16 protein-coding genes and 2 rRNA genes are annotated in these 19,054 nt (G+C 70.4%); 8 read left to right on the top strand and 10 right to left on the bottom strand.

Translation table 11 applies throughout. From position 1 onward, the window contains the following. Positions 1–30: 30 nt before the first annotated feature. A complete protein-coding gene (locus AB0K05_RS08940) occupies positions 31–1,536 on the bottom strand; it encodes a CoA-acylating methylmalonate-semialdehyde dehydrogenase (RefSeq protein WP_271276047.1) in 1,506 nt (501 codons plus the stop codon). Further along, positions 1,533–2,813, bottom strand: a complete 1,281-nt coding sequence (locus AB0K05_RS08935) for an aspartate aminotransferase family protein (RefSeq protein ID WP_271276048.1) — start codon at positions 2,811–2,813, stop codon at positions 1,533–1,535. The genes AB0K05_RS08940 and AB0K05_RS08935 overlap by 4 nt, the downstream gene beginning before the upstream one ends. 243 nt (positions 2,814–3,056) lie before the next feature. Here AB0K05_RS08935 and AB0K05_RS08930 point away from each other — a divergent pair, with 243 nt between their 5' ends. Further along, positions 3,057–3,326: a WGxxGxxG family protein gene (locus AB0K05_RS08930; RefSeq protein WP_148033709.1), complete on the top strand. Its 270-nt coding sequence runs from the start codon at positions 3,057–3,059 to the stop codon at positions 3,324–3,326. Positions 3,327–3,396: 70 nt separating this feature from the next. On the opposite strand, the gene AB0K05_RS08925 is transcribed toward AB0K05_RS08930, so the two are convergent. Beyond that, positions 3,397–4,848, bottom strand: coding sequence for an MFS transporter (locus AB0K05_RS08925; protein ID WP_271276049.1), 1,452 nt, complete (start codon positions 4,846–4,848; stop codon positions 3,397–3,399). Positions 4,849–4,903: 55 nt separating this feature from the next. Between AB0K05_RS08925 and AB0K05_RS08920 the strand changes: the two genes are divergently transcribed. From AB0K05_RS08920 to AB0K05_RS08905, 4 genes are all read left to right on the top strand, one after another. Further along, a complete protein-coding gene (locus AB0K05_RS08920) occupies positions 4,904–5,608 on the top strand; it encodes a TetR/AcrR family transcriptional regulator C-terminal domain-containing protein (protein WP_364228082.1) in 705 nt (234 codons plus the stop codon). Between the two features lie 13 nt (positions 5,609–5,621). Beyond that, positions 5,622–7,241: an AMP-binding protein gene (locus AB0K05_RS08915; protein WP_364228080.1), complete on the top strand. Its 1,620-nt coding sequence runs from the start codon at positions 5,622–5,624 to the stop codon at positions 7,239–7,241. A gap of 66 nt (positions 7,242–7,307) precedes the next feature. After that, a complete protein-coding gene (locus AB0K05_RS08910; protein ID WP_148033713.1) occupies positions 7,308–8,927 on the top strand; it encodes a PucR family transcriptional regulator ligand-binding domain-containing protein in 1,620 nt (539 codons plus the stop codon). Positions 8,928–8,980: 53 nt separating this feature from the next. Next, positions 8,981–9,436: an N-acetyltransferase gene (locus tag AB0K05_RS08905; protein ID WP_364228078.1), complete on the top strand. Its 456-nt coding sequence runs from the start codon at positions 8,981–8,983 to the stop codon at positions 9,434–9,436. On the opposite strand, the gene trpS is transcribed toward AB0K05_RS08905, so the two are convergent. Next, the gene (gene trpS / locus AB0K05_RS08900; protein WP_271276053.1) at positions 9,433–10,395 is read right to left on the bottom strand and encodes a tryptophan--tRNA ligase; all 963 of its coding nucleotides are present in this window, start codon (positions 10,393–10,395) and stop codon (positions 9,433–9,435) included. The genes AB0K05_RS08905 and trpS overlap by 4 nt on opposite strands. 277 nt (positions 10,396–10,672) lie before the next feature. Between trpS and AB0K05_RS08895 the strand changes: the two genes are divergently transcribed. Continuing rightward, positions 10,673–12,148, top strand: a complete 1,476-nt coding sequence (locus AB0K05_RS08895; RefSeq protein ID WP_271276054.1) for a phosphodiester glycosidase family protein — start codon at positions 10,673–10,675, stop codon at positions 12,146–12,148. 9 nt (positions 12,149–12,157) lie between these two features. Here AB0K05_RS08895 and AB0K05_RS08890 read toward each other — a convergent pair whose 3' ends face one another. Genes AB0K05_RS08890 through AB0K05_RS08875 form a run of 4 tightly spaced genes read right to left on the bottom strand, consistent with a single transcriptional unit; the run spans position 12,158 to position 16,099 of the window. Beyond that, on the bottom strand, positions 12,158–13,666 hold the full coding sequence (locus AB0K05_RS08890) for an MFS transporter (protein ID WP_364228810.1): 1,509 nt from the start codon (positions 13,664–13,666) through the stop codon (positions 12,158–12,160). A 20-nt stretch (positions 13,667–13,686) separates the two neighbouring features. After that, positions 13,687–14,835, bottom strand: coding sequence for a thiolase (locus tag AB0K05_RS08885; RefSeq protein ID WP_364228808.1), 1,149 nt, complete (start codon positions 14,833–14,835; stop codon positions 13,687–13,689). A 5-nt stretch (positions 14,836–14,840) separates the two neighbouring features. After that, positions 14,841–15,251, bottom strand: coding sequence for an OB-fold domain-containing protein (locus AB0K05_RS08880; protein ID WP_364228075.1), 411 nt, complete (start codon positions 15,249–15,251; stop codon positions 14,841–14,843). After that, positions 15,248–16,099 (bottom strand): MaoC/PaaZ C-terminal domain-containing protein, encoded by an 852-nt coding sequence (locus AB0K05_RS08875; RefSeq protein ID WP_364228073.1) that lies wholly within the window; start codon positions 16,097–16,099, stop codon positions 15,248–15,250. The genes AB0K05_RS08880 and AB0K05_RS08875 overlap by 4 nt, the downstream gene beginning before the upstream one ends. A gap of 112 nt (positions 16,100–16,211) precedes the next feature. Between AB0K05_RS08875 and AB0K05_RS08870 the strand changes: the two genes are divergently transcribed. Together AB0K05_RS08870 and AB0K05_RS08865 are read left to right on the top strand one after the other, a co-directional pair. Next, on the top strand, positions 16,212–16,862 hold the full coding sequence (locus AB0K05_RS08870; protein ID WP_271276058.1) for a TetR/AcrR family transcriptional regulator: 651 nt from the start codon (positions 16,212–16,214) through the stop codon (positions 16,860–16,862). A gap of 146 nt (positions 16,863–17,008) precedes the next feature. Further along, positions 17,009–18,562: an AMP-binding protein gene (locus AB0K05_RS08865; RefSeq protein ID WP_364228071.1), complete on the top strand. Its 1,554-nt coding sequence runs from the start codon at positions 17,009–17,011 to the stop codon at positions 18,560–18,562. Between the two features lie 189 nt (positions 18,563–18,751). Here AB0K05_RS08865 and rrf read toward each other — a convergent pair. Both rrf and AB0K05_RS08855 read right to left on the bottom strand, forming a co-directional pair. Then, a 5S ribosomal RNA gene (rrf, locus tag AB0K05_RS08860) occupies positions 18,752–18,868 on the bottom strand. Positions 18,869–18,964: 96 nt separating this feature from the next. Next, positions 18,965–19,054, bottom strand: a 23S ribosomal RNA gene (locus tag AB0K05_RS08855); the annotation flags it as partial.

The raw sequence follows: 19,054 nt of genomic DNA, 5'->3' as shown, positions 1-19,054 counted from the left end.
GCGGTGATCGTCGCCGCCCGCCCCGGCGCCTTACTTGTTGGTGGGGAATCCGAGGTTCACCCCGCCGTGCGACGGGTCCAGCCAGCGGGAGGTGATGACCTTGCCACGGGTGTAGAAGTGGACGCCCTCGGTGCCGTGCACGTGCGTGTCGCCGAAGAGCGAGGCCTTCCAGCCGCCGAAGCTGTAGAACGCCATCGGCACGGGGATCGGCACGTTCACGCCGATCATGCCGACCTCCACCTCGTTCTGGAAGCGCCGGGCGGCGCCGCCGTCGTTGGTGAAGACGGCCGTGCCGTTGCCGAACTCGCCGCCGTTGATGATCTCCAGGCCTTCCTCGTACGAGGAGACGCGGACGATCGACAGGACGGGGCCGAAGATCTCCTCGGTGTGCACCCGCGTCCCGGGCTTCACCTGGTCGAGCACGGTCGGGCCGAGCCAGAAGCCGGGCGTCTCGGACGCCTTGCCGCCGCCCTTGACCGCGGTCTCGCGGCCGTCCACGACCACCTTGGCGCCCTCCTCGACGGCCAGGTCGAGGTAGGAGGCGACCTTGTCGCGGTGCGGCCCGGTCACCAGCGGGCCCATCTCCGAGTCGGGGTCGTCGCCGGGGCCCACGGTGAGCCGCTCGACCCGCTCGACGATCTTCTGCACCAGCTCGTCGCCGACCGGGTCGACGGCCAGCACGACCGAGATGGCCATGCAGCGCTCGCCGGCCGAGCCGAAGCCCGCAGAGACGGCCGAGTCGGCCACCAGGTCGAGGTCGGCGTCGGGGAGCACGAGCATGTGGTTCTTGGCGCCGCCGAGCGCCTGCACCCGCTTGCCGTGGGCGGTCCCGGTCTCGTAGACGTACCTGGCGATCGGGGTGGAGCCGACGAAGGAGACGCCGCGCACGTCGGGGTGCTCCAGCAGCCGGTCCACGGCGACCTTGTCGCCCTGCACGACGTTGAACACGCCGTCGGGCAGCCCGGCCTCCTTCCAGAGCCGCGCCATGAGCAGCGACGCCGAGGGGTCCTTCTCCGACGGCTTGAGGATGAACGCGTTGCCGCAGGCGATCGCGATCGGGTACATCCACATCGGCACCATGGCCGGGAAGTTGAACGGCGTGATGCCGGCCACGACGCCGAGCGGCTGGCGGATCGAGTAGGAGTCGACCCGGGTCGAGACGCCCTCGGAGAAGCCGCCCTTGAGCAGGTGCGGGATGCCGCAGGCGAACTCCACGACCTCCAGGCCGCGGGCCACCTCGCCGAGCGCGTCGCCGTGCACCTTGCCGTGCTCGGCGGAGATCAGCGCCGCCATCTCGTCGCGGTGCGCGTACATCAGCTCGCGGAACTTGAACAGCACCTGCGCCCGCTTGACCAGGGAGGTGTCGCGCCAGCCGGGGAAGGCCGCCGCGGCGGCGGCGACGGCCGCGTCCACGTCCGCCACGGACGCCAGCGCGACGGTGCCGCTGACCTCTCCGGTGGCGGGGTTGAAGATCTCCGACGTGCGGGGGTCGCCGTCGGTGAGAGCTCCGTCGATCCAGTGCTTGACTGCCTTCACTGCTGCGCTGCCTCCGCGTTGATGACTTCGAGTGCGTTGACGATGATGCCGAGCCCCTCGGTGGCCTCGTCGACCGAGATCGTGAGCGGCGGGGCCATGCGGATGGCGGTGCCGCGCAGGCCGCCCTTCCCGGCGAGCAGACCGGCCTTCTTGGTCTCCTCCATGAACCTCGCGGCCTGGGCAGGGGTGTCGAGCTCGACGGCGAACATCAGGCCCTTGCCGCGCACGTCCTTGACGACGGGGAGCCGCTGGGCGGCGGCGCGCAGGCCATCGATGATGATCTTGCCGGTCCTCGCGGCGTTGGCCTGCAGGTCGTGGTCGAGCACGTAGTCGAGGGTCGCGTTGGCGGCCGCCATGGAGACGGGGTTGCCGCCGAACGTGGCCACGCCGGCGGCGTGCAGCGCGTCCAGCAGGTCGCCCCGGGCGACGACGCCGCCGACGGCGAAGCCGTTGCCCAGGCCCTTGGCGAAGGTCATCATGTCGGGGGTCACGCCGTGGTTCTGGATGCCGAAGAACGCGCTGCCGGTGCGGCCCCAGCCGGTCTGCACCTCGTCGGAGATGAACAGGATGCCCTGCTCGTCCAGCACTTCCTTGTAGGCGGCGAACAGCCCGTCCGGGGGCATGGTGAAGCCGCCGACGCCCTGGATGGGCTCGGCGATGAGGGCGGCCACGTCGTTCGAGACGGCGGTCGACAGCACGTGCCGCAGGTCGTCCACGCACGCCGCGATGTAGTCGGCGTCGGACATGCCCCTGAACTGGGCGAGATGCTGGTCGGCGCCGTGCAGGAAGTGCACGTTGAGCGGCGACAGGGAGTTGTTCTTCCAGGACCTGTTGGAGGTGACGCTGACGGCGCCGAAGCTGCGGCCGTGGTAGCTCTGCCGCATGGCCAGCACCTGGTCGCTCTTGCGCGCGTACGTGGCGAGCAGCAGGGCGGTCTCGTTGGCCTCGGTGCCCGAGTTGGTGAAGAAGACCTTGGCGTCCGGGATGCCGGACAGGCGGGCGATCTTCTCGGCCAGCTCGATCTGCCCGCGCAGCAGGTAGACGGTGCTGGTGTGGACGACGCCGGTGGCGAGCTGGCGTTCGACGGCTTCGCGCACCTCGGGGACGTCGTACCCGATCATGTTGGTCAGGATTCCGGCGAAGAAGTCGAGATAACTCTTGCCGTCGGCGTCGACGACGCGGTTGCCCTTGCCGCTGACGATCTCGATGGGGTCGTTGTAGTAGAGGCCGACCCAGTTGGGGATGACGGCCCTGTGGCGCGCGAGAAGCTCGGACATGTCTTGAGTATCGCCGTAATCCCCACAGGTCCCCAAATGCAAGGTGTCGCCGTACGCCGGAATCCTCTTACAAGGTGTCGGCCGCCGGGAGCAGAGGTTTCATCATGGAGCGAGATGGTATGGCTACGTCTAGCAGGGAATACGAAGATCCGCCCCATCAGGGGGAAGCCTTCCGGGAACAAGGCCGGGAGACGCGACAGGCGGTCTTCGAAGGTCGAGGGACCGCCGGATCGGGGGAACCCAATGCGCAAGACTCTCACGGGCCTGGGGCTGGCCTTCTTTCTGACGCTCGCCCCGGCCGCGGCCGCGACGGCGGAGGCTCCCGCCGCTCCCGTCGCGCAGAGCCAGGTCAACCCGTCGCCCGCACCTCAGCAGCAGGACCAGGGCGGCGGCAACGCCGGCCTGTGGGGCCTGCTCGGCCTGCTGGGGCTGCTGGGCCTGGCCGGCATGCGCAAGCAGAAGCAGCATGTCGGCACCGCCGAGCACATGACCAACCGCCCGCAGCGCCCGTAAGGTCAGGCGCACTCACGGAGCCCCGCGCCGGCCGGCCCGGCACGGGGTTCCGCCCTGTGGGGGATGCGATCTAGACGGTCACCGGCTCAGGGCTCTCGGTGGGCGCGAGCGGGCGCAGCAGGACGGCGGCGACCACCGCCGCGGCGACGCAGAACGCGGCGCCCACCCACGACCCGACGTGCATGGCGGTGGTGAAGGCCGCACCGGCCTGCTCCGCCAGGGCGGGCGCCTGGATCGCCACCCCGATGGACTCCCTGGCCGCCTCGGGCGCGGAGACGGGCATCTGCCCGGTGTAGACCTCGGCCAGCACGCTGCCCAGCACGGCGATGCTCAGCGCCAGCCCGACCTGCTGGACGGTGTCGTTCATGGCCGAGCCGACCCCGGCCCGCTCCAGCGGGATCGCGTTCATCAGCGAGGTGTACGCGGACGGGCCCGCCAGCCCGCCGCCCACGCCCATGACCAGCAGCGCGACGAGCAGGGGCAGGTAGCCGGTGGTGGTCGCCATGACGGCGAACCCCCCTGCCATGATCAGGAGCCCGCCGCTCACCAGCGCCCGGTTGCTCACCTTCTTCCCGAGCCCGGCGCCGATCCCGTTGAAGACGGCCGCCGCCACCGCGTACGGCAGCATGGCCAGCCCCGCGACCACCTCCTCGTACCCGAGCACGAACTGCAGGTACTGGGTGAGCATGAACATCACGGCGCCCGCCCCGAAGGACATCAGCAGGATGGACATCGACGCGCCGCTGAAGTTGCGGTTGCCGAACAGGAACAGCGGCAGCATCGGCTCCTCGCGCCGCCGCTCCCACACCACGAAGGCGACCAGCGAGGCGACCGCCACCGCGATGATCGCCCAGTTGAGCTCGCGCTCGATGATGACGTACACGGCGGCCGTCAGCCCGACGCTGGACAGCACCACGCCGACCGGGTCGAGCTTGCGCGCCGGCCCCCGCGTCTCCCGCATCAGGACCAGCGCGGCCACGATGGCCAGCCCGGCGATCGGGATGTTCATCAGGAAGACCGAGCCCCACCAGTAGCTCTGCAGCAGGAAGCCGCCGAGCGTAGGGCCGATGATCACGCTGACCATGGCCACCCCGCCCCAGACGGCCATGGCGGTGCGGCGCTCCTCGGCGTCGAAGACGGTCATCAGGATGGAGAGCGTCGACGGCATCAGGATGGCCCCGCCGACGCCCATGAGCGCGCGGGCGGCGACGAGCTGCCACGGCTCGGCCGCGAAGACGGCCGCCAGCGACGCCCCGCCGAACAGGGCGAGCCCGATGACCAGGAACCGCCGGCGGCCGAACCGGTCCGACAGGCTGCCCGCCGTCAGCAGCAGCCCCGCGAACGCCAGCACGTAGACGTCCAGGATCCACTGGATGTCGGAGGGAGTGGCCCCGAGCTCCTCGATCAGCGAGGGGATGGCCAGGTTGAGGATCGTGCCGTCGACCGACAGCACCATCAGCGAGAGACAGAGAACGGCGAGCACCCACCAGCGACGGGGGTCTCGCACAGCGTTCGATTCCACTCGCACACTGTACGAGGAAACCCGTACAGTGTGCGAGAGGATTTAATCTGGAAGCATGACCGGCAAGCAGTTCTCCTCGGTGTGGACGCGCGACCCCCGGCCCGCCAAAAGCCCGGGCCGCAGCCGCGAGGAGATCGTGCGCGCCGCGATGGAGCTGCTCGACGCCGAAGGGCTCGACGGGCTGAGCATGCGCAAGCTCGGCGCGAAGCTCGACGCGGGCGCGACCAGCCTCTACTGGTACGTGGCCAACAAGCGCGAGCTGCTGGAGCTGGTCTACGACGAGATCTGGGGCGAGATGACGGTGCCGCCGCCGGAGGAGACGAAGTGGTGGCGCCAGACGGCCGGCGCCTTCGCCCACAGCATGCGCCGGGTGATGCTGCGCCATCCCTGGTCCGCCGGGCTCATCGGGCGCACGCCCGCGCTCGGGCCCAACGCGCTGGAGGTCACCAGCCGGCTCACCCGGGCCTTCAAGGGCGCCGGGTTCCGGGGGCTGGAGATCGACTACGCCGCGTCCACGCTGACCGCCTTCGTGTTCGGCACCACCATCCCCGAAGTGGCCTACAACGAGGCGATGGCCAGGGACCCCCTCGACGAGGACAGCATGCGCGAGGCCGTCGAGCGGGCCGCCGCCGCCCACCCCGACCTGCTGGAGCGGATGCGCGAGAGCAAGCCGGCCGACCTGAGGGAGTCGCGCGAGATGATGTTCACCTTCGGACTCGCGGCGGTGCTCGATGGCCTTGAGGCGAGGCTGACGGCGTAGCAGGATCCGGAGCATGAGCGATTTCCGAGCCGCGCGCGACTTCCTGCTCCAGGCCGACTACCCCACCGCCCGCCGGGAGTTCCGGTGGCCGGAGCTGGGCGAGTTCAACTGGGCGCTCGACTGGTTCGACGGCGTGCTGGCCGCCGAGACCCCGGACCGGATCGCCCTCAAGATCACCGGCAGGGTCTCGTACACCTTCGCCGAGCTGTCCGTGCGCTCCAGCCGGGTGGCCAACTGGCTGCACGAGCAGGGCGTGCGGCGCGGCGACCGGATCCTGCTCATGCTCGGCAACCAGCCCGAGCTGTGGGAGTCGCTGCTGGCCGCGATGAAGCTGGGCGCGGTCGTCATCCCGGCCACCACGCTGCTGACCCGCAAGGACGTGACCGAGCGGATCGAGCGCGGCGGGGTGTCCCACGTGATCGCCAACGCCGAGGACGCGGGCAAGTTCGGCGGCGGCCCCTACACCAGGATCGCGGTCGGCGACGCGTACGGCTGGCTGCCCTACCACGAGTCCTCCCAGGCGGCCGAGCGGTTCACGCCCGACGGGCCGACGCACGCGGGCGACACCCTGCTGCTCTACTTCACCTCCGGCACGACCTCGCAGCCCAAGCTGGTCGAGCACACCCACGCCTCCTATCCTGCCGGCCACCTGTCGACCATGTACTGGATCGGCATCCGGCCCGGCGACGTGCATCTCAACGTGTCCTCGCCCGGCTGGGCCAAGCACGCCTGGAGCAACGTGTTCGCGCCCTGGAACGCGGGCGCGACCGTGCTCGTCCACGACTACCAGCGCTTCTCGGCGGCCGAACTGCTGCGGGTGCTGCGCGACGAGGGCGTCGACACCTTCTGCGCGCCGCCGACCGTGTGGCGGATGCTGATCCAGGAGGACCTGGCGGCGTGGCGGCTGCCGCTGCGCACCGCCGTGGCCGCCGGCGAGCCGCTCAACCCGGAGATCATCGACCAGGTGGCCAAGGCGTGGGGCCTCACGATCAGGGACGGCTACGGACAGACGGAGACGACCGCGCAGATCGGCAACGTCCCGGGCGAGCCGGTCAGACCGGGCTCGATGGGGCGGCCGCTGCCGGGGTACGAGATCGTGCTGCTCGATCCGGAGACCGGGGAACCGGGGGACGACGGGGAGATCTGCATCCCGCTGGAGAACCGCCCCCTCGGCCTCATGTCCGGATATGTCGCCGGATCCAGTGAAGCGATGCGCGATGGGCACTATCACACGGGTGACATGGCCTCCCGGGACGCCGACGGCTACATCACCTACGTGGGCAGGACCGACGACGTGTTCAAGGCCTCCGACTACCGCATCTCGCCGTTCGAGCTGGAGAGCGTGCTGCTGGAGCATCCCGCCGTCGCGGAGGCGGCCGTGGTGCCCGCCCCCGACCCGGTGCGCCTGGCCGTGCCCAAGGCGTACGTGACGCTCGCGCCCGGGGCCGAGCCCGACGAGGACACGGCCCGGTCGATCTTCGAGCACTGCCGGCGCGAGCTGGCCCCGTTCAAGCGGGTGCGCAGGCTGGAGTTCGCCGAGCTGCCCAAGACGATCTCGGGCAAGATCCGCCGGGTGGAGCTGCGCGAGCAGAGCCCGGCGCGGGAGTTCCGCGAGGAGGACCTGATCCGCTGATCTTCCTGGCAGTCTGTCAACCATGGCCCGCCCAGGATTACAGGCTGATCGGATAGGCTCGGCGTCGTGCTGCCCACCATCGCCGACATCCTGGAGCTGGAGACGGTCCGCCGCGGCAGCCCACAGGTCGTGGCGGGCGCCGACCGGCTCGACACCAAGGTGCGCTGGGTGCACGTCGGCGAGATCGCCGACATCGCCCAGCTGCTGCGCGGCGGCGAGCTGGTGCTCACCACGGGCGTCGCGCTGCCCGACGACTCCGCCGAGCTCACCGGCTACATCGCCGGGCTGTCCTCCGTCGGCGCCTCCGGCCTGGTCGTCGAGCTGGGCCGCCGGTTCGTCCGCGAGCTGCCCCCCGCCGTGATCAAGTCCGCCGAGGAGCACGGCCTGCCGGTCATCGTGCTCGCCCGCGAGACCCCGTTCGTGCAGATCACCGAGGCCGTCCACGCCCGCATCATCGACAACCAGTTGGAGGAGCTGCGCGCCTCCGAGCAGCTGCACGAGGTGTTCACCGAGCTGTCGGTCGAGGGCGCGTCCCCCGCGGAGGTGCTGGCCCAGGTGGCCAGGCTGTCGGGCCGCCCGGTCCTGCTGGAGAACCTCGCCCACCAGGTGCTGGCCTGCGAGTCTGCCGGTCGCGACACCGGCGCGCTGCTGGCCGGCTGGGAGAGCAGGTCCAGGGCCGTCGCCCCCGCCGACCGCACCGCGTACGACTCCGCGTCGGGCTGGCTCGTCACCACCGTCGGCGCGCGCGGGCAGGACTGGGGACGGCTGATCCTGCTGTGCGACCGCAAGCCGTCGCCGCGCGACCTGGTGCTGGCCGAGCGCGCCGCCACCACGCTCGCCCTGGGCCGCCTGCTGGAGCGCCACCAGGAGTCGCTGGAGCGCCAGGCCCACGGCACGATCATCACCGGCATCCTCACCCACGCCTACTCCGACCCTGACGAGGCCGCGGCCCGCGCCCGCGCGGTCGGCGTGCCGCTCACCGGCCGCAGGCTGGTGAGCGTGGTCATCCGCCCGACAGACCCGGCCGACCAGGCGCTCGACGGGCAGGCCGAGCTGGGCGAGCTGGCCGAGGCGACGGCCGCCGCCTGCCGCGACGCCCGTCTGCCCGCCCTGGTGGGCGCGCTCGACCAGGACCGGGTGGGCGTCCTGCTGCCGCTCCCGCCGCGCACGCAGGCCGAGCCCGCGTTGACGACGCTCTCCGAGCGCCTGCGCGAGCTGTGGAAGCACGGATCCGCGTTCGTGCTCGCCGCCGGCTCGGTGGTCGAGTCCATCCGCGACGTACGGCGCAGCTTCCTGGAGGCCGAGCAGGTGGCCGACGTGGCGGTCCGGCAGCCCGACGCCCGGCCCTTCTACCGGCTGCCCGACCTGCGCCTGCGCGGGCTGCTCCACCTGCTGCGCGACGACGCCAGGCTGCAGACGTTCGCCGAGCGCGAGCTGGGCGCGCTGCTCGCGCACGACGCCCAGCGGGGCGGCGACCTGGCCCGCATCCTGCGCATCTACCTCGACGCGGGCCGCAACAAGGCGGTCGCCGCGCAGAAGGCCCACCTGTCGAGGCCCGCCTTCTACGACCGGCTGCGCCGCCTGGAGCGCATCCTCGACACCGATCTCGACGACGTCGAGTCCTGCCTGTCGCTGCACGTCGCGCTGCTGGCGCTGGAGTCGTTCCGCCGCGACCGCCAGCGCTAGCCCGCGATCAATCCGGATGCGCTCCAGGAGTCCGGCCTCGTAGCCTCGGCCCCATGAACGACCGCGCCTTCGTCCCCGACGACTTCGTCGTCCCCGCGCCTCCGGTCACCCCGCGGTTCCGTCTGGAACCCCTGGGCCCCCAGCACAACGCCGCCGACCACGCCGCCTGGACCAGCAGCATCGAGCACATCCGCGCGACCCCGGGCTTCCCTGACGGACGGTGGCCTCCCGTGGAGGGCATGTCCCTGGAGGCCAACCTCGCCGACCTGCGGCGCCACGCGGACGACTTCGCCCGGCGCCGCGGCTTCACCTACACCGTCCTGGACACGGACGGCGACGTGATCGGATGCGTCTACATCTATCCCTCAACGGGCGACGCCCACGACGCCGACGTGTCCTCCTGGGTCCGGGCCGACCGGGCCGACCTGGACGTGCCTCTGTACGAAGCCGTGACAGCCTGGCTGTCCGCGCACTGGCCCTTCAGGACGCTCAGCTACCACCCGCGTTAGAAACCCATCGCCACGCGCACCTCGTCGAGGGTGACCACGGCCCGTTCACGGGCCCGCCGGTTGCCCTCGGCCAGGATCTCCCGCACCTCCGCCTCGCCGTGTTCGTTCCTGCGCTTCCTGATCGGCCGCAGGAAGTCGTTGACCGCGTCCGTGGTCAACCGCTTCAGCGCGGCCGCTCCCCCGTACCCGATCTCGGCGGCGAGCTCCGCGGGCGGCCGGCCGAGGCAGAGCGACGCGATCATGAGCAGGTTGGCCACCTGGGGGCGGTTCTCCTCGTCGTAGGTGATCAGCCGCTCGGAGTCGGTGCGTGCCTTGCGGATGAGCGCGGCCGTCTCGTCCTCGGTGGCCGACAGCGCGATCGCGTTGCCCCTGCTCTTGCTCATCTTGCCGCCGTCGAGCCCCTGGAGCAGCGGCCGCTCGCCGAGCATGGCCTCGGGCACCGGGAAGACGCGGCCGTAGCGCTCGTTGAAGCGCCGCGCGATCGTCCGGGTCACCTCGAGATGCGGCAGTTGGTCCTTGCCCACCGGCACCAGTGTGCCCTTGCAGAACAGGATGTCGGCCGCCTGGTGCACCGGGTAGGTGAACATGAGCCCGCTGACCGCCTTCTGGCTGCTGTGCGCGATCTCGTCCTTGACGGTGGGGTTGCGGCTCAGCTCCGACACCGTCACCAGGCTCAGGAACGGCAGCATGAGCTGGTTGAGCTCGGGCACGGCGCTGTGCTGGAAGATCGTCACCTTGGCCGGGTCGAGCCCCACCGCGAGATAGTCGAGCAGCAACTCGGTGATGTTGCGCTGGATCTCCCCCGGCAGATCCCGGTCGGTGATCACCTGGTAGTCGGCCACCAGCACGTACATCGGGAACCGGTCCTGCAGGCGGACGCGGTTGGCCAGGGAGCCGAAGTAGTGGCCGAGATGGAGCGGCCCGGTGGGGCGGTCTCCGGTGAGCACGGTGTGTTGCATGGTCCCTCCTCGATCGGTCGACGCCGTCCGGAGGGATGCCCTGCGCCCGGGGCCGCCCTGAGGACGGCCCTTGCGCATGCGAAGGTCAGAGGCCGTCTCGCGGCCACCACCACATGCCGATGCGCTTCACGCACCCATTCTAGGCGAAGGTCGAACTCACCAGTCCGGGCGTATGTCGATCGCGTAACCTCTTTCAACCGTTTGGCGTGTTCTCCAGACCCGATCAGCTTGATCACGTCAGGATGGGGCGGTCCCGTTCCACCCTCCTGGAGTTCGCATGTCTCGACGCACTCTCGTCGTCGGCCTGGCCATGGCCACGACGATCACGGGCCTCACCGTGCCCGGCGCCGCAGCCGAGCAGGCGACGGTGAAGTTCCCGTCATCCAACTTCCCGCTCGGTGCGCGGTCCGCACCGACCAAGACCATGACCAGCGTGACCTCGGGCATCGACCTGTACGACGTGAAGGCGGGCTCGTCCACCGACGGCTACACGGTGACCGTGCTCCTGCCGAACGGCCGCGACGCCGGCACCCGCGAGGCCGCGGAGACCACGCTGGCCGCGGTCGAGGCGGCCGGCGAGGTCGCCGGCATCCAGCGGCTGGAGCGCCCGCAGGTCGCCGACGCCCCCGCGCAGGAGCTCTTCATGGTGCGCGTGGGCCTGTGGTCGTTCAAGCAGCGCGCCAAGGCCGACAAGGCGGCCGCGAAGCTCAAGAAGGCCGGCCTGAAGGTCAAGGTCGACTACCTGGGCGACGACGGACTCAAGACCACCGGCCCGTGGCACGTCAAGGTGCTCACGGTCGACGCCCGCACCTTCCGCGGCTCGTACGCGGCCTCGCTCGGCACCAGCGTGGCCAAGCGCGAGACGGTCTCGTCGATGGCCAAGCGGGGCGGCGCGGTCGCGGCCGTCAACGGCGGCTTCTTCAACATCCACACCGCCAAGCAGTTGCGCGGCGAGCCGGTGGGCGCCTCCGTGGTCGCGGGCAGGCTGCTCAGCGAGGCGGTCCCGGGCCGCTCCGCGATCGTGCTGCGCGGCCGTACCGCCCGCATCACCGAGCTGACGACCACGATCACGGCCGTCTCCCAGGACGGCGCCAAGCACCCGATCGCCGGTGTCAACCGCGCGGCGGCCGCCGACGAGCTCGTCCTCTACACCGAGGAGTACGGCGCCAAGACCCCCGCCGTCGACGGCACCGACGTGGTCATCGACGCCAACGGCCGGGTGGAGGCGGTCCGCACCCCCGGCGCCGCGGTGCCGAAGGGCAAGCGGGTGCTCCACGGCGGCGGCGAGGCGGCCATGTGGCTCAACGAGCACCTCTGGGAAGGCTGGACCGTCAAGGTCGACACCAAGGTGCGCGACCTGCGCAAGAAGAGGAACCTTCAGCTCACCCCCGACCTGCACGTCGTGTCGGGCGGCGTGGGCCTGGTCCGCAACGGGCGCACCGCGATCACCGCCAGGCGCGACGGCCACGACTCGGTCAACATGATCCTCCGCCGCCACCCGCGCACCCTGGTCGGCACCACCCGCAACGGGAGCCTGATCGTGGCCACGATCGACGGCCGCAAGCCGGGCATCACCGTGGGCGCGAACTTCGTCGAGGCTGCCCAGTTCATGCGCTGGCTCGGCGCCACCCAGGCGATCAACCTGGACGGCGGCGGGTCGACGGCGATGGTCGTGAAGGGCAAGGTCGTCAACCAGCCGTCCGACGGCGGGGAGCGCGCCGTCGGCGACGCCCTGCTCGTCCTCCCCCGCTAGATCCGGCGGCTAGTCGGCGCTCCGTGACCGCGCGTCGCCCGCGACGTCGTCGACGAGCGGCTCCCCGGCCTTCCCGGGGAGCCGCGTGCCGGGACGTCCCTGAGGCGGCTCGGGGCGGGCGCCCCTGCGGGCCGACCCGCGCCTGGGCAGGAAAGCCGAGATGACCATCCCGGCGGCCGCCGCGACCGCCGAGATGACCAGCGCGATCTGGAGGCCGTCGCGCGAGGGCAGAGTCACGGCTCCCAGTTGGACGGTCTGCGCGGCCAGCACCGCGCCGATCACCGCGCTGGCCGTCGACGTGCCGATGGAGCGCATCAGCGAGTTGAAGCCGTTGGCCGCGCCGGTCTCCGAGGTGGGCACCGCTCCCATGATCGAGGCGGGCATGGCGGCGTACCCGAGACCGGCCCCGGCCGAGACGATCGTCGCGGCCAGCGCGACGTGCCAGACCTCCGTCATGAGGAACAGCGCGGTGACGTAGCCCGCGATGGAGAGCAGGGCGCCGAGCATGAGCGTCACCTTGGGGCCGTAGGCTCCGGTGACACGGGCCGAGACGGGCGAGAGCACGATCATCATGCCGCCGCCCACCGCCATGCACAGCCCGGCCTCGAACAACGTGAGCCCCAGCCCGTAACCGGAGGCGGCCGGCGCCTGCAGCACCTGGGGGAAGACCAGCTGGGTGCCGAACATGGCGAACCCGAAGGCGATGGACGCCAGGTTGGTGAGCAGCACCTCGCGCCGGGTGGTGGTCCGCAGGTCGACCAGCGGATTGCGCATCCGCAGCTCCGCCCATCCCCAGAGCGCGAAGATCACCACCGCCGCGGCGAACAGGCCCAGGGTCAGCGGGCTCGTCCAGCCCCAGCTGCCGCCCTTGCTGATGGGCAACAGGAAGCAGACCAGCCCGGCCGACAGCCCGGCCACGCCGAGGAAGTCGAAGCGCCCGCCTGTCCGCAGCGGCGAGACGGGCACGAGCGTGATGGTCAGGACCAGGCCCGCCGCCCCCATCGCGGCGGCGACCAGGAAGAGCACGTGCCAGTTGGCGTACTGGGCGACGACCGCGCCCAGCGGCAGCCCGATGGCGCCGCCGGCGCCCAGCGTGGCGCTCATCAGCGCCATGGCCGAGCCCAGCCGGCCGGGCGGCAGCAGGTCGCGCATGATGCTGATGCCGAGCGGGATCACGCCGACCGCGCAGCCCTGCAGCGTACGGCCGATCACCACGAGGGGCAGCGCGCTGGTGAAGACACAGATCGCCGATCCGAGGATCATCAGCGAGAGGCTGATCACGATCATCCGGCGCTTGCCGTACATGTCTCCGAGCCGCCCGCTCACGGGCGTGAACACCGCCGACGACAGCAGCGTGGAGGTGATCACCCAGGACGCGTCCTCCGCCGAGGCCGACACCAGCCTCGGCAGGTCGGGGATGATGGGCACCACCAGGGTGAACATCATCGACACGACCATGCCGCTGAAGGCCAGGGCGGCGATGACGACGCCGCTCGACTTTCCGGGGGTGCGAGGCATCGCCACCGAGCTCCGTTCGATCAAGATCCGCGGTTGGACAGGACAAGGCTGCCAGACGCCGCGAAGAAGATGCCCACCCCCTGCACGAAGCTGACCTCCACGTCGGGCACCTGCGCGGCGGCCTCGCCCCGCAACTGCCGGACGGACTCCAGGATCGCGAACATCCCGTACATGCCGGTGTGCGTGTACGCGAGCCCGCCGCCGTTGGTGTTCACCGGGAGGCTGCCGCCCGGAATCGTGTGACCGTCCGCGATGAACGCCCCCGACTCTCCCCTGCCGACGAACCCGAGATCCTCCAGCCCGTAGAGCGGCAGGTGCGCGAAAGCGTCGTAGATCATCAGATGGTCGACGTCGCCGTGCCCGAGCCCGGCCGTGCGGAACGCCTCGGCGCTGGAGCGGCGGAACGCCTGGAACGACCCCGGATCCTCCATCTGGGACACCATCGCGCTCTCGGTGGCCTCGCCCGAGCCCAGCAGGTAGACGGCCCGGCTCCCCCCGGGCAGGTCGGCGGCGCGTTCCGCGCTGGTCAGCACCAGGGCGCCGCCGCCGTCGGTGACCACACAGCACATGTCCCTGGTGAACGGGTAGGCGATCTCCGGAGCCTGGAGCACCTCGTCCACCGAGACGATGTCACGCCGCAGGGCCCGCGGGTTCTTGCTCGCCCACTCCCGCTGGGCGACGACCACCCAGGCCAGGTCCTCCCGGTCCATGCCGCGCTCGTGCAGGAAGCGCAGGGCGGGGACGGTGAACGTGGCGTACGGGGTGATGGCACCGTACGGCGCCTCGAACTGTCCGGCGGGGGTCGCGTTGGCCCCGCCCCACCGCGGCGCGCCCACCCGCGACCGCCCGGACTCGCCGTGGGTGATGAGGACGACGTCGGCCGCGCCGGCCGCGATGGCCGCCGCCGCGTGCCGGACGTGCAGCAGGAAGCTGCAGCCGCCGACCATGGTGCCGTCGGCCCAGCGCGGGTTGATGCCCAGGTGGTGCGCCACGTCAAGGGCCAGCGGCCCGGCGGTCGCCACGCCGTCCACGTCGGCGGGGGTGAGCCCGGCGTCCCGCAGGGCGTTCAGCCCGGCCTCGGCGTGCAACTGCAGCATCGAGGTGCCCGGCAGGACCCCGATCTCGTCGGTCTCGGCCGCGCCGACGATCGCGATCCGGCCGCCGTGCATGCTGGTCACGCGCTCTCCTCTTCAGGCTGGAAGACCGGCAGCACGGTCCCGCCGCGCTCCTCGAACGTCACCCGGAGCCGCAGGTCCAGGGGCAGGTTCTCGGGCGCCGGCTCGACGCCGACCACATTCGTCATGAGCCGCGGGCCCTCGTCGAGCTCCACCAGCGCGATCACCGGCGAGACGGACTCGAAGCCGGGCATCGGCCGTCTGTTGATCACGTACGAGACGAGCCGCGCGCGGCCGGACACCGTCACCCAGGCGACGTCAGGCGAGGCGCAGTAGCGGCAGAACGGCCGTGGGTAGAAGTAGTGCCGGCCGCACGCGCCGCACTGCTGGACGCGCAGCTCGCCCGCCTTCGCGGCGTCCCAGTACGGTGCGGTCTCGGGCGTCGGCTTGGGCATGAAGTCCTCGATCACCCGGTCCTCCGGCTGAACGTGCCGCGATCCAGCACGACCCGACCGGCCACCGTGGTCTGGAAGCGCCAGGTCTCGCCGTCGTCCCACAGGGCCACCGCCAGTTCCTGCCCAGGGAAGACCGGGGAGGCGAAGCGCGCCGACATGGTGCCGAACAGCTCCGGGTCCGAGCCGCACGCGGTGTGCAGCAGCGCCCTTCCGGTGAACCCGAAGGTGCACAGGCCGTGCAGGATCGGACGGTCGAACCCGGCCTTCCCGGCGAGCCACGGGTCGGAGTGCAGCGGGTTGCGGTCGCCGCTCAGCCGGTAGAGCAGGGCCTGGTCGGGCCGCGTCCGGTAAGTGACCACGTGGTCGGGCTCGCGCTCCGGTCGTTCCCACGGCGCGGCGGAGCCTCGCTCGCCGCCGAAGCCGCCCTCGCCCCTGATGAAGGTGCCGGTGCTGGACTCGGCGAGCACCTTGCCCGAGTCCGCGTCCATGACTGTCGACTCCAGGACGGCGATGGCGTTCGGCCCCTTGTCGTAGAAGGCGGCCACACGGCTCCTGGTCACGGTGGAGCCCTCGGGAGGCAGCGCGCCGTGCAGCGTGATCGACTGCTCGGCGTGCAGCACCTGGGCGAGGTGGAAGTCACCCAGCGGGGGCATCGACCCTCCGGTGCCGCCGATCATGACCGCGAAGGTGGGTAGCACCTGCTGGGCGACGTCGTGCGAGTTCTCCGTCGTGAACGGCAGCTCCGTCAGCGGATCCTCGGCCCCCGCCCCGACGCCGAGCGCGTAGAGGATGGCGTCGGCCGAGGTCCATCGCCGGCCCCCGCCCTCCCACTCCTTGCCCACCAGGTCCAGATTCAGCGCCAAGGGAGCGCTCCTTCCGTAAGGGTCCTGCCAGCACCATAATCCGGACAAAGTTCGTCTGTAAATACCGCGGAACCGGTGGCGAACCTCCCGAGACCTGGCAGACTGAGAAAATATGAAAACCGCTTCGACCACCTCCCGCCCCGGACGACCACCCGACCCCGGCATCGAGCCCCGAGTCCTCGACGCGACGCTGCAGATCTACGCGGAGGTCGGCTGGGCCGGGTTCACCATGGACGCCGTCGCGCGCCGGGCACGCGTGGGCAAGGCCGCCCTCTACCGCCGCTGGGAGAGCAAGGAGAAGCTGATCGTCGAGGCCCTGGCCTCGATCACCATGCCCGTCATGGCCGAGACCACCGGCTCGCTGCGCGAGGACCTCCTGGCCATGTGCGTCCGCACGCTGAAGGCGCAGCAGAGCCGCGACGGCCTGGTCGGGCTGCGGGCGCAGATCGAGGCCAAGTTCTATCCCGAGCTGTTCGGCCAGGCCATGGAGGACCTCGGGAAGCAGTGGCGGACCCTGTCCAGGCGGCTCGTGCTGCTCGCCATCGACCGGGGCGAGATCCCCCAGGGCACCTCGCCGGCCCTGGTGCTAGACGCGGTGAACGGCATCATCGTCAACCACGTGCTTTCCACGCCGATCGACAGGATGCCCGCCCTCCTGGAGGACGCCCCCCGCTACGCCGAGCGGGTCGTCGATTTCGTGCTCTCCTCCATCGGCTATCGTCCCGCCGAGGCCGCCCTTGACACCGACGGGGCCCGGTCTTAGCTTCTGTGTTGCGGACGCATTTCGTCTGAATTTCACGGTACGAAGTCGCACACCAATCCCCTGACCAATTTCGGACACTTGGTGTCTGAAATCAGGGTCGTGCGTCCTTGGGCGATCGCCGCAAGGCGGAAGGTCTGGAGGAACGAATGCCGGCTACCAACCCTGACACGACGTCCGAGAATCCCGGTTTCTACGCGCTGGCGCTCCAGGACCCCCAGCGAGTGGCCTTCATCGGCCCGCAGGGCGAAGAGACCACCTTCGGTGAGCTGGGAGCCCAGGTCAACCGCATCTCCCACGGCCTCCGAGCGCTCGGCGTGGGCAAGGAAGACATGGTCGCCATCCTGGTGCACAACGGCCGGGAGTACATAGAGCTGGCACTCGCCACCATCCAGCTCGGCGCCTACATCGTGCCGATCAACACCCATCTCGCCCCGCCCGAGGTCGCCTACATCGTCAAGGACAGCACCGCCAAGGTGCTCGTCGCCCACTCCGACCTGGCCGGACACCTGCACAGCGAGATCGGCGGGCTGCCGGCGCACCGCTACGCCATCGGCGACGAGGTCGAGGGCTGGCAGCCCTACCCCGAGCTGTGGAGCGGCCGGCCCGAGGACCAACCCGGCGACCGGGTCATGGGCGCCATCATGAACTACACCTCGGGCACCACCGGCCGCCCCAAGGGCGTGCGCCGGCCGCTGTCGGGCCTCAGCCCCGAACAGGAAGCCCCGCTCGCCTCGAAGCACTTCTACACGCTCGGCTTCCGGAAGCAGGGTGTCCACCTCGTCTGCTCGCCGCTGTACCACGCCGCCCCCGGCGCGTTCGCCATCAACGCGCTGCACCTGGGCCACACCGTGGTCTGCCACCTCAAGTTCGACGCCGAGGCGGTGCTGCGCGCCATCGAGCGCTACAAGGTGACCACCAGCCACATGGTGCCCACCCACTTCCACCGGATGCTCCGCCTGCCCGAGGAGGTCCGCCTCCGCTACGACGTCTCCAGCCTGGACAGCCTGATCCACGCCGCGGCGCCCTGCCCCGTCGAGGTCAAGAAGCAGATGATGGAGTGGGTCGGCCCCAAGCTCTACGAGTATCTGGCGGCCACCGAAGGCGGCATGTCCCAGGTCACCCCGGAGGAGTGGCTGGCCAAGCCCGGCACGGTCGGCCGGCCGCAGCCGGGCACCACGCTCCGCATCGTCGGCGAGAACGGCGAAGAGGTGCCGGACGGCGAGCCTGGAACGATCTATTTCAGCAATGCCGGCCAGGCATTCGAGTACTACAACGACCCGGGGAAGACCGCGGCCGCCCGGCTCGACGGCATGTCCACGGTCGGCGACTTCGGCTACCTGGACGAGGACGGCTACCTGTTCCTCCTCGACCGCAGGACCGACCTGATCATCTCCGGCGGCGTGAACATCTACCCGGCCGAGATCGAGCAGTTCCTGATCACCCATCCGTCCGTCCAGGACATCGCCGTGATCGGCGTTCCCGACCCTGACTGGGGTCAGAGCGTGCTCGCCATCGTCCAGCCGTCACCGGGCGTGGAGGCCGGAGAGGGACTGGCCGAGAAACTCCGGGCCTACTGTGCCGAAGGGCTCGCCTCGTACAAGCGCCCGCGCAGGTTCGATTTCCGCGAGGACTTCCCGCGGACGGAGGCGGGCAAGCTCCAGCGCCGCAAGCTACGCGACGAGTACGTCGACAACAACTGACAGCGGCGTTGCCGGTCTTTGCACGGGCCCCGGCGTGATAGCCGAAGCCTCCATGAAACAGGGCGAGCCTCGTGGGCGTAGCCTCAGGGCTCACCCACAAGAAAAGCCCCCGAGACCGAAGCCTCGAAGCCGTCATGAACAAGGAAAGGCCCCGACAGAACCTGTCGGGGCCTTTCCCATATGAAAATTGTCCGGCGGTGACCTACTCTCCCACACCCTCCCGAGTGCAGTACCATCGGCGCAGAGAAGCTTAACTTCCGGGTTCGGAATGTAACCGGGTGTTTCCTTCCCGCCATAACCGCCGTAACCCTCCGAAACACACAAACCACAGGGGCTTGTTGTCTCAGAATTGCCTAGTGGACGCGAGCAAAACTCAATTCTACAAAAGAAGCAAGACGCTTTGTGGTCAAGTCCTCGGCCTATTAGTACCGGTCAGCTCCACACGTTACCGCGCTTCCACCTCCGGCCTATCAACCCGGTCGTCTACCGGGA

The organism is Nonomuraea sp. NPDC049486, from assembly GCF_040676925.1.
GTDB classification, from domain to species: domain Bacteria; phylum Actinomycetota; class Actinomycetes; order Streptosporangiales; family Streptosporangiaceae; genus Nonomuraea; species Nonomuraea ferruginea.
Note: the sequence above shows the minus strand (reverse complement) of the source record. Positions and strands in the feature narration are given on the sequence as shown.

Coding starts and splice junctions, on each gene's coding strand:
- AB0K05_RS08935 (WP_271276048.1), bottom strand. CDS start 2,813: ATGTCCGAGCTTCTCGCGCGCCACAGGGCCGTCATCCCCAACTGGGTC.
- AB0K05_RS08890 (WP_364228810.1), bottom strand. CDS start 13,666: ATGCCTCGCACCCCCGGAAAGTCGAGCGGCGTCGTCATCGCCGCCCTG.
- trpS (WP_271276053.1), bottom strand. CDS start 10,395: ATGCAACACACCGTGCTCACCGGAGACCGCCCCACCGGGCCGCTCCAT.
- AB0K05_RS08920 (WP_364228082.1), top strand. CDS start 4,904: ATGACCGGCAAGCAGTTCTCCTCGGTGTGGACGCGCGACCCCCGGCCC.
- AB0K05_RS08895 (WP_271276054.1), top strand. CDS start 10,673: ATGTCTCGACGCACTCTCGTCGTCGGCCTGGCCATGGCCACGACGATC.
- AB0K05_RS08905 (WP_364228078.1), top strand. CDS start 8,981: ATGAACGACCGCGCCTTCGTCCCCGACGACTTCGTCGTCCCCGCGCCT.
- AB0K05_RS08930 (WP_148033709.1), top strand. CDS start 3,057: ATGCGCAAGACTCTCACGGGCCTGGGGCTGGCCTTCTTTCTGACGCTC.
- AB0K05_RS08865 (WP_364228071.1), top strand. CDS start 17,009: ATGCCGGCTACCAACCCTGACACGACGTCCGAGAATCCCGGTTTCTAC.
- AB0K05_RS08885 (WP_364228808.1), bottom strand. CDS start 14,835: ATGCACGGCGGCCGGATCGCGATCGTCGGCGCGGCCGAGACCGACGAG.
- AB0K05_RS08915 (WP_364228080.1), top strand. CDS start 5,622: ATGAGCGATTTCCGAGCCGCGCGCGACTTCCTGCTCCAGGCCGACTAC.
- AB0K05_RS08870 (WP_271276058.1), top strand. CDS start 16,212: ATGAAAACCGCTTCGACCACCTCCCGCCCCGGACGACCACCCGACCCC.